The organism is Prauserella cavernicola (assembly GCF_016595675.1).
GTDB classification, from domain to species: Bacteria; Actinomycetota; Actinomycetes; order Mycobacteriales; family Pseudonocardiaceae; genus Prauserella_A; species Prauserella_A cavernicola.
The window spans coordinates 200,293-209,672 of the sequence record NZ_JAENJH010000010.1 but is presented as its reverse complement, the minus strand read 5'-3'; the positions used below and the strand labels follow the sequence as shown (position 1 = coordinate 209,672).

Here is a 9,380-nt window from a genome sequence, read left to right as displayed (position 1 = left end):
GCCCGACGACGACTTGCCGTCGACAATGAAATTCATGTTGTTGAACGTCGCAAGCGCGCCACCCACCGCGGCACCACCCGGCATCACCGACATCGCAGCCTGCGCCGCGGCGGTATCCACCTGACCGTTCCCCTCCGCCATCGAAGCCTCCCCAGCAACACTCGGCACCCCAGCGTAACCGCCCGCTCACACCGAGACGGCCGGAACACCTCACAAGCTCGCCAGCCTTACTTCCTGCGCGTTACACCAAAACCCCCGATCACACTGCCATCAGCGCGTCACCCAGATCTCCGCAGAACAGCAAGTACTTAAGTGATGCCCCATTAGGTGAGCTGAACACGACGACGGTGGTGACTTCATGCCTACCGAACAGCCCCATCGCTACTCCCCCTTGAAGTTCGCCACGACCCACGTCGCGACAGTCTTCGCGGGCTCGCACGCGTCATTGCCTTCATTCGCCCGGCTCAACGTCACCTGAATATCAATTGCGTATTCGTTGGAAAGGCCAACGGCCAGGCCGCACTGGATATCATCTTCACTATCTTTGTATTCGACCGCGGGAAGCCCGCCTATTGGATCCACTTCACGAAAGATCGCAGTCTGTGCCTTAGTGTTGGCATAGTAGGCGCTCAGCCCCTGGCTCAAATTGGTGCTGAATGCCAGCAGGAAACCGCCACCAGTAGCCGGATCGGACCAATCGCAGTAGGGACCGACCTCATTTTCACCACTGCGCCCCTGAGCAGCACCGTCTCCCAGAGCTTGCTTGATCTGCTGTTTCGTCAGCGCTTCGCACGGTCCTGCGGACAACGCCGACTCCGGTACTGGATTCGTCACTTCGGGCGCCCCACTATGTGGCAACTCGGGATTGGAAGCAGACGATCCGGGAGTCACGGACTCAGACGTCGGCACAGCCTCGCCGCCCGTTCCCCCCGAACAACCCGCAGCCACAACGGCACCGCACACCGCCAGCGCGACAAGACGCCTCATCAGATGAGTCCTCCACCGTTACTGTCCTGGCCACCCGAACCACCAACATCCTGGCCAGCCTGCTCGTCCGCCGCCTGGTAGACGCCGAGTGCCTTCTCCAAGGCCGTCACCAGGCTGCGCCAGTAGTCTCGCTCCGCTTCGACGTGCTGAGCCCCATTACCGAGAGCCTCGAGCCCGACGTTGTGAAAACCCATGCTTGCCGGATCATCAGCCGGAGACTGCGTCTGCGCCAGCAATCGCGCCTCTCGTACCTGAAAAGTCAGGTCATCGGCGATGCCTCGCGCTTCTTCCAGCGCGGCCTCGGCTTCTTCTCGGCTCATCGAGAAGCCACCACCCGCGCCCGGACCCGACGACGACTTGCCGTCGACAATGAAATTCATGTTGTTGAACGTCGCAAGCGCGCCACCCACCGCGGCACCACCCGGCATCACCGACATCGCAGCCTGCGCCGCGGCGGTATCCACCTGACCGTTCCCCTCCGCCATCGAAGCCTCCCCAGCAACACTCGGCGCCCCAGCGTAACCGCCCGCTCACACCGAGACGGCCAATTCGGGCGAACTCACCACGTCCGAGGCCGCCGTCCTGGAGCCGGGCAGTTCGATCATCGTGCAGGCCGAGTCGATCATCAGACCCGGGGTTACATCGTCTCGGGCGTCAAGCGTCCGGTCAGGGCACACATCAGCTGCTCAGAGCACGTGAACCGCCAAAAAGCTCGCCAGAGACGGTTCGAGATCCCCGGGCAAGCGGCGTGACGCCGGGCTCAGCGTTTGCACGCCAATGGCGAGGCTCGACGTGAAACGGCGCGATCAGGAAGCTCCGAGCCGCGGGGCAGAGCGGCCCTGCGTGAACAGGGACACCAGGACCCGGGCCGCCGAGTGGCTACTTCACGCCCGCGGCGTCCATTCCCCGCATCTCCTTCTTCAGCTCCGAGATCTCGTCGCGCAGCCGGGCCGCCAGTTCGAACTGCAGGTCGCGCGCGGCCTGCATCATCTGCTCGGTCATCTGCTGGATCAGGTCGGCCAGCTCCGCGCGCGGCATGCTGCTGACGTCGCGGTCGGTGAGCACTCCGGAACTGCGCACCTTGTCGCCCTGTTCGGGCTTCTTGCCGCGCGAGGCGTTGCGACCGGAGCCGCCGACGGCGATCTCCTCCTCCGAGTCCTCGGCCTCGGTGTAGACGCGGTCGAGGATGTCGGCGATCTTCTTGCGCAGCGGCTGCGGGTCGAGGCCGCGTTCCTCGTTGTAGGCGACCTGCTTCTCGCGCCTGCGGTTGGTCTCGTCGATCGCGTACCGCATCGAGTCGGTGATCCGGTCGGCGTACATGTGCACCTGGCCGGAGACGTTCCTGGCCGCGCGGCCGATCGTCTGAATCAACGACGTGCCGCTGCGCAGGAAGCCTTCCTTGTCCGCGTCGAGGATCGCCACGAGCGACACCTCGGGCAGGTCGAGACCCTCGCGCAGGAGGTTGATGCCGACCAGCACGTCGAAGTCGCCCGAGCGCAGTTGCCGCAGCAGCTCGACGCGACGCAACGTGTCGACCTCGGAGTGCAGGTAGCGCACCCGGATGCCGAGTTCCAGCAGGTAGTCGGTGAGGTCCTCGGCCATCTTCTTGGTGAGCGTGGTGACCAGCACGCGCTCGTCCTTCTCGGCGCGCGTGCGGATCTCGTGCACCAGGTCGTCGATCTGCCCCTCGGTGGGCTTCACGACCACCTCGGGGTCGACGAGGCCGGTGGGCCGGATGACCTGCTCGACGAACTCGCCGCCGGCCTGGCCCATCTCGTACGGGCCGGGGGTGGCCGACAGGTACACGGTCTGCCCGATGCGGTCGGAGAACTCCTCCCACGTCAGCGGCCGGTTGTCCAAGGCGCTCGGCAGCCGGAAACCGTGCTCCACCAGCGTGCGCTTACGTGACGCGTCGCCCTCGTACATGCCGCCGATCTGCGGCACCGTCACGTGCGACTCGTCGATGACCAGCAGGAAGTCCTCGGGGAAGTAGTCGATCAGCGTCGCGGGCGCCGACCCCTGGTCTCGTCCATCGACGTGGCGCGAGTAGTTCTCGATGCCCGAGCAGAAACCGACCTGGCGCATCATCTCGATGTCGTAGCTCGTGCGCATGCGCAGCCGCTGTGCCTCCAGCAGCTTGCCCTGCTTCTCCATGTCGGCGAGCTGCTGCTCGAGCTCGGCCTCGATGCCCCGGATGGCCCGCTCCATCCGTTCCGGTCCCGCGACGTAGTGGGTGGCCGGGAAGATGCGGACGTCCTCGACCTCCTTGACGATGTCGCCCGTCAGCGGGTGCAGGTAGTAGAGCTTGTCGATCTCGTCGCCGAAGAACTCGACCCTGATGGCCAGCTCCTCGTACGCGGGAATGATCTCCACGGTGTCGCCGCGAACCCGGAACGTGCCGCGCGCGAAGGCCAGGTCGTTGCGCGTGTACTGCACGTCGACCAGCGCCCGCAGGAACGCGTCGCGCTCGACCTCCTGTCCGATCTCAAGCTTCGCCGAGCGGTCGAGATAGGACTGGGGCGTGCCGAGTCCGTAGATGCACGACACACTCGCGACCACGATGACATCGCGCCGCGAGAGCAGGTTCATCGTCGCGGAGTGCCGCAGGCGCTCCACGTCGTCGTTGATCGACGAGTCCTTCTCGATGTAGGTGTCGGTCTGCGGGACGTAGGCTTCCGGCTGGTAGTAGTCGTAGTAGCTGACGAAGTACTCGACCGCGTTGTTGGGGAACAGGTCCTTGAGCTCGTTGGCCATCTGCGCGGCCAGCGTCTTGTTCGGGGCCATCACCAGCGTGGGGCGCTGCACGCGCTCGATCAGCCACGCCGCGGTCGCGGACTTACCGGTACCCGTGGCGCCCAGCAGCACGACGTCCTTCTCGCCCGCGTTCAGCCTGCGGTCGAGGTCGTCGATGGCGGCCGGCTGGTCACCCGCCGGCTGGTACTCGCTGACCACGGTGAAGCGGCCGTCGGACCTCGGGATGTCCGTGACGGGCCGGAACTCGGAGTGCGCCAGCACGGGGTGTTCGGTTGCGAAAGCCACGATGCCCAGGGTAGGCGCACCCACCGACAAAACGCCGTGGACCGCCGTGAGCAGCGGTTACGACGCGTGGACGAGCCCGGGAGACAGCGTGCGCGCGGAGAGAGCCAGGCAGGTCTCGCACGGCATTCCGCGGAAACCGGACAGCAGCTCGGCCTGACCGGGCAGGATGCGCTCGCCGCACAGCGCGGTGATCTCGGTGGGCGTCTCGCTCACGTCGGGCACGGGGACCAGATGACACACGCGCCTGGTCTCGCCGACGACGCCCCGGCGCAGGCGGACGACCATCATCGCTTCACCTTGTTCTCGCACCACAGACCCCATAGCAGGAGAGACTAGGAGCCACGACGGCAGGATGCTTCGTGCGCCCCGACCAACAATCCGCGACACGACTGGTCCGGCAGACCGAAAAGTTGTCGCACCCGCGCTCACCTGGCCCCTGTGGCATGTCAGGCCCGGCGCAGGACGGCGCTGCCGAGCCGGTGGCAGAGGTTGAGCGCGAGCTCGACGTCGAGCCGGTCGCCGGACACAGGCCTGCCGAGGAGTTCCTCGGCCTTGCGAACCCGGTACTGGACCGAGTTCTTGTGCATCAGCAGGCGGGACGCCGCGGCGGTGTAGCTGCTGCCGGTGGCCAGGAAGACGCGCAGGGTCTCTCGCAGGCGTTCGTGCTGCTCGTCGTCGACCGCCAGGTCGCGCAGCGTGTCGTCGACCCACATCCGTGCGGCCGCGAGGTCGGACGTCATCAGCGCCATGGCCCCCACGTCGCGAAACGTCAGTGCGCGGTCGCAGCCCTTGCCCGCGGCGACGGCGAGCGCGTGCACGCGGACGGCCTGCCGGTGGGTTCGACGGAAGCCCTCGACGCCGCGACCGGGCGCACCGAACGCGATGCGCACGTCGGGATCGTCGGCCAGTGCCCGCTCGATCTCCTCGGCGGCGGGCATGGCCGGATCGGCGACCGGCAGCCACACCCACGCGCACAGTTCGTCGTTGGGCACGAACAGCGGCCGCGCGGCTCCCGAGCGCGTCGCGGCGAAGCCGCCTGCCAGCGCCTCGAGCCCGGCGAGCGGGTCGATCGGGTGCGCGTTCTCCGTGTACCAGACCACGAGGCCGACGTGGTCGCCGCGCAGCCGGTAGCCGAGCGCGGCCTCGCTGGCGCCGATGTCGGCGCTCTCCTCGTCGAGCAGCGCCCGCACCCGTGCCGCCCGCACCGCACTGCGGTTGAGCAGCCAGTTGTCGCGCTCCTCCTCGTAGGCGGTCACGACCTGCTGGGTCACGCGGTCGATGAACGTGAACGCGCCGGACAGGGCGTCGCGCATCGCGTCACCGAGCGCCTCCGCCTCGTCGAGCTGGCGGGTGGCCTCCTCGATCGCCAGGTCCAGCATCGCCATCTGCCCGAGGTAGTAGGCGCGGATCAGGTGGATCACCGGGGTGCCGCGCTGGGCGAGGCGGCGGGCGTACTCGACGGCCGCGGCCGGAGGTTCCACGCGGCTGGGATCGATGCCGTGCTCGAAGATCCGCACGGCCGTATCGATGTTCTGGTAGACGCTCGCCGACAGGAGGCTGACCATGCTCTCGTCGTCGTTCACGAGGTTCGGGAGCTCGCGCTCGTAGAGGCTCACGAGCTCAGCGGTGACGTCCGCGGCGCGTTCGTTCAGCGCCGCGGCGATCCGTGAGAGTCTCTGCGAACGAACGGCCGCGTTCTCCACGTGATCACTCTAGGCCGTGACGCTCGCCCCGCGGATGTAAACCCCGCAAGATGGCACCCATGCACCCGCCGAAGATCGAGAAGTTCGACGTGGCAGCACGGACCAACACCGACCCGAAGGGCGTCGTCAGAGAGGTCGAGGAGTACCGCGTGACTCCGTTCGGCCTCTACCTTGCCCGCCCGACGCCCGGCCGGGCGCAGTTCCACTACCTCGAGTCGTGGCTGCTGCCGTCACTCGGGCTGCGGATCACCGACTTCTGGTTCAACCCTGGCCACGAGCGCGACCAGGACTTCTACCTCGACGTCGTGGCCGTCGAGACCGAGGGCGACGCGTGGCTGGCCACCGACCTCTACCTCGACCTGGCGCTGCGCCTCGGCCACGGGCTCGAGGTGATCGACACCGACGAGCTGCTGGCGGCGGCCGGGCAGGGACTCGTCACGCGGGAGCAGGCCCAGCTGGCGCTCGAGACGACCTACGCGACGGTGGACGGGCTGGCCTCCCACGGCTACGATCTCAATGCCTGGTTGTCCACTGTGGACATCGAGCTGGGCTGGCGCCGGCATCCACCGAACGGTTGATGCGCACTCATCCCTAGGTTGACCGCGCTGTGGCCGCCAAGACGATCCGAGCGCGGCGTTGACCAGGCGATCCTGGACGCATGCCGATTATCGACGTGCAACGACTGCACAAACGCTATGGCGACAAGGTCGCCGTCGAGGACGTCTCCTTCTCGGTCGAGCGCGGGGAGATCTTCGGGATCCTGGGGCCCAACGGCGCGGGCAAGACCACCACGGTGGAGTGCCTCGAGGGACTGCGCAAACCCGACGGCGGCGCCGTGTCGGTGCTCGGCCTCGACCCGCAGCGCGACACCACCGAGCTGCGTCAGCGCCTCGGCGTGCAGCTGCAGGAGAGCGAGCTGCCCGAACGCCTGAAAGTCGGGGAGGCGCTCGATCTCTATTCCTCCTTCTACCGCAACCCCGCGAACCCGGACGAGCTGCTCGACATCCTCGGCATCGCCGACAAGCGGGACACCGCCTACAAGAAGCTCTCCGGCGGCCAGAAGCAGCGGCTCTCGATAGCCCTGTCGCTCATCGGAAACCCCGAGGTGGCCGTGCTCGACGAGCTCACGACGGGACTCGATCCCCAGGCCCGCCGTGAGGTGTGGGACCTGATCGAGCACGTGCGCGCGAGCGGCGTGACCATCGTGCTCGTCACCCACTTCATGGAGGAGGCGGAGCGGCTCTGCGATCGGCTGGCGCTCATCGACTCCGGCAAGGTCGCCGCCATCGACACCCCCGCGGGGCTCGTCGCGGGCGTCGACGACGAGCAGCGCATCCGGTTCCGGCCCTCGCAGCCGATCGAGGACTGGGTGTTCGCCGAGCTGCCCGAGGTGCGCAGCGTCGAGCGCAGGGGCTCCCAGCTCGTCATCACCGGCACGGGAAACGTGCTGCACGCGGTCACGTCGGTGCTCGCGCGCAGGCAGATCATCGCGGGCGAACTGCGGCTCGACCAGGCCAACCTCGACGACGCGTTCGTCGCACTCACCGGCAAGAAACTGGACTGAGGGGATCTCGACGATGTCCGCACTGGGCAAGATGACCGCCACCGAGGCGAAACTGTTCCTGCGCGATCCCGGCGCACCGATCACCGTGGTCGGCATACCACTGGCGCTGCTGCTCGTGTTCAGCCTGATTCCCGGGGCGAGTCAGCGCACCGAGGAGTTCGACGGCAGCTCGGTGATGGCGAACCTGATCGCGCCGCTGTCGGTGGCGGTCCTGCTGGGGATGCTCGCGCTGACGATCTTCCCGACGTTCATGGCGACCTACCGGGAGAAGGGTGTGCTGCGCAGGCTCGCCGCCAGTCCGGTGTCGCCGAGCACCCTGCTGAGCGCGCAGCTGATCGTCAACCTGGCCGCCGCGCTGGTCGTGGTGCTGCTGGTGATCGTGGTCGGCACGGCCGTGATCGGCATGGAGGCACCCGCGAACCCGCTGGGCCTGACGATCTCGGCGGTCCTCGGGACGGCGTCGCTGTTCGCCATGGGGCTGCTGATCGCGGCGGTGGCGACCACGGGCCGCGCCGCGGGCGCGATCGGCTCGGCGGCGTTCTTCCCGATGCTGGCGCTGGGCGGGGTGTGGGTGCCGAAGGAGAACCTGCCGTCGTTCCTGCAGGGCCTTGCTGACGTGCTGCCCATGGGGGCCACGTACAACGCGCTCCGGGAGACGTGGGCGGGCGGCGACCCGCTGCTGCTGCAGCTGGGCTCGATGGTGGCCTTCACCGTGGTGTGCCTCGTGCTGGCGGCCCGCCTGTTCCGGTGGCAGTGACCGCGGAATTGCCGCTGGTGGGACCTGCCGGGCGCGTTCACCGTGATAATGGGCAGGTGGAGGACTGCGACGAGCGGCCATCGGCGTTCCTGAACAGCGCGTCGGACTCACCGTGGCGCCCGTGGTTGCTCCGGTTCGAGCAGGTCATGCCACTGGTCCTGCTCGCGGCGGCCACGCTCACGAGCCTGCTGCAGCAGCAGTCCCGGGACCACCTGTCGGACACGCTCGTACTGGTGGGCCTGGCGCTGGTCTGGGTTCTCGCGACCGACACGTTCGTGCCCGAGCGGCTGCGGGTGACATCGGTGCGCGTCGTGTCCTTCGCGGGGATGCTCGCGCTGGCGGGCCTGCTGATGGCGGGCGACGTGGTGTTCCTGATCTTCATGATCGCGTGCTTCTTCAGGGCGCTGACGCTGGCGCGGATGCCGCTGATCCTGCTCGGACTCGCCGCGACCTCGATGTTCATCAACAGCCTCAGCTCGGGTGGTCCATTGCAGGCCCTGCGCGACTGGCCCGTTCCGTTCGTGGCGATCGTGGTGATCCAGACCGCCGCCATCGCGGGTGGACTCGGCCTCTCGCGGCAGCTGGCGGAGCAGAACGAGCAGCGCCGCATGGCCGTGACGGAGCTGGAGGCCGCGCTCGAGGAGAATGCCGGGCTGCACCGGCAGCTGCTGTCGCAGGCGAGGGAGGCCGGTGTGCTCGACGAGCGGCAGCGCCTCAGCCGGGAGATCCACGACACCCTCGCCCAGGGTTTCACCGGCATCATCACCCAGTTGCAGGCCGCGCAGCAGGCGAGCGACGATCCGCCGGAGTGGCAGCGGCATCTCGACGCCGCGTCGGCGCTGGCCCGCGACAACCTGCGGGAGGCGCGGCGTGCGGTGCACGCGCTGAACCCGGAGGAGCTCGAGCACACGGGACTGCCGGAGGCGCTGTCCGGCATCGTGCACCGGTGGTCGGCGCGCACCGGCGTGCCCGCCGAGTTCGTCACCACCGGCACCGCGGCCACGATGCACCCCGAGATCGAGGCGACGCTGTTGCGCGTCACGCAGGAGGCGCTGGGCAACGTCGCTGAGCATGCCGCCGCGCGACGGGTGGGCCTCACTCTGTCCTACATGGAGGATCAGCTGACACTCGACGTCCGGGACGACGGCGTCGGGTTCGACGTGGAACGCCTGCGCCGCAACGGAAAGGACCATCGCGGCTTCGGGCTGACCGGGATGCGCAAACGCGTGCAGCGGCTGGCGGGCTCGCTCGTGGTCGAGTCCGAGCCCGGCGGCGGCACCGCGATCTCGGCCACCGTACCCGCCATTCCCGTGAAGGAGCCCCAGTGAGT

Annotated in this window: 9 protein-coding genes; 4 read left to right on the top strand and 5 right to left on the bottom strand. The window is 67.9% G+C overall.

The annotated features are described in order from the left end of the window. Positions 1-381: 381 nt before the first annotated feature. The 5 genes from JHE00_RS29625 to JHE00_RS29605 form a co-directional block, all read right to left on the bottom strand. Positions 382-987: a DUF3558 domain-containing protein gene (locus tag JHE00_RS29625; RefSeq protein WP_200324470.1), complete on the bottom strand. Its 606-nt coding sequence runs from the start codon at positions 985-987 to the stop codon at positions 382-384. Further along, positions 987-1,472 carry a hypothetical protein gene (locus JHE00_RS29620; protein WP_200324468.1) on the bottom strand — a complete coding sequence of 162 codons (486 nt, stop codon included), beginning with the start codon at positions 1,470-1,472 and terminating at the stop codon, positions 987-989. The genes JHE00_RS29625 and JHE00_RS29620 overlap by 1 nt, the downstream gene beginning before the upstream one ends. Positions 1,473-1,866: 394 nt before the next feature. Next, positions 1,867-4,026: an excinuclease ABC subunit UvrB gene (gene uvrB / locus JHE00_RS29615; protein ID WP_307832174.1), complete on the bottom strand. Its 2,160-nt coding sequence runs from the start codon at positions 4,024-4,026 to the stop codon at positions 1,867-1,869. A gap of 57 nt (positions 4,027-4,083) precedes the next feature. Then, entirely contained in the window at positions 4,084-4,314 is a 231-nt protein-coding gene (locus JHE00_RS29610) for a hypothetical protein (RefSeq protein WP_230425175.1), read from the bottom strand. 158 nt (positions 4,315-4,472) lie between these two features. Further along, positions 4,473-5,729, bottom strand: a complete 1,257-nt coding sequence (locus JHE00_RS29605) for a PucR family transcriptional regulator (RefSeq protein WP_200324464.1) — start codon at positions 5,727-5,729, stop codon at positions 4,473-4,475. A 50-nt stretch (positions 5,730-5,779) separates the two neighbouring features. Between JHE00_RS29605 and JHE00_RS29600 the strand changes: the two genes are divergently transcribed. The 4 genes from JHE00_RS29600 to JHE00_RS29585 all read left to right on the top strand — a co-directional run bounded on the left by JHE00_RS29600 (position 5,780) and on the right by JHE00_RS29585 (position 9,378). Then, complete coding sequence (locus JHE00_RS29600) at positions 5,780-6,307, top strand: ribonuclease FAU-1 family protein (RefSeq protein ID WP_200324462.1); 528 nt, start codon at positions 5,780-5,782, stop codon at positions 6,305-6,307. A gap of 80 nt (positions 6,308-6,387) precedes the next feature. Next, positions 6,388-7,293: an ABC transporter ATP-binding protein gene (locus JHE00_RS29595; RefSeq protein WP_200324460.1), complete on the top strand. Its 906-nt coding sequence runs from the start codon at positions 6,388-6,390 to the stop codon at positions 7,291-7,293. A gap of 13 nt (positions 7,294-7,306) precedes the next feature. Further along, positions 7,307-8,050: an ABC transporter permease gene (locus tag JHE00_RS29590; RefSeq protein WP_230425174.1), complete on the top strand. Its 744-nt coding sequence runs from the start codon at positions 7,307-7,309 to the stop codon at positions 8,048-8,050. A gap of 56 nt (positions 8,051-8,106) precedes the next feature. Beyond that, on the top strand, positions 8,107-9,378 hold the full coding sequence (locus JHE00_RS29585) for a sensor histidine kinase (protein ID WP_307832173.1): 1,272 nt from the start codon (positions 8,107-8,109) through the stop codon (positions 9,376-9,378). Positions 9,379-9,380 lie beyond the last annotated feature (2 nt).

What these genes read in the sequence shown, in the direction of transcription:
- JHE00_RS29625 (WP_200324470.1), bottom strand. Translation starts at nt 987, where the DNA reads ATGAGGCGTCTTGTCGCGCTGGCGGTGTGCGGTGCCGTTGTGGCTGCG.
- JHE00_RS29620 (WP_200324468.1), bottom strand. Translation starts at nt 1,472, where the DNA reads ATGGCGGAGGGGAACGGTCAGGTGGATACCGCCGCGGCGCAGGCTGCG.
- JHE00_RS29610 (WP_230425175.1), bottom strand. Translation starts at nt 4,314, where the DNA reads ATGATGGTCGTCCGCCTGCGCCGGGGCGTCGTCGGCGAGACCAGGCGC.
- JHE00_RS29600 (WP_200324462.1), top strand. Translation starts at nt 5,780, where the DNA reads ATGGCACCCATGCACCCGCCGAAGATCGAGAAGTTCGACGTGGCAGCA.
- JHE00_RS29595 (WP_200324460.1), top strand. Translation starts at nt 6,388, where the DNA reads ATGCCGATTATCGACGTGCAACGACTGCACAAACGCTATGGCGACAAG.
- JHE00_RS29590 (WP_230425174.1), top strand. Translation starts at nt 7,307, where the DNA reads ATGTCCGCACTGGGCAAGATGACCGCCACCGAGGCGAAACTGTTCCTG.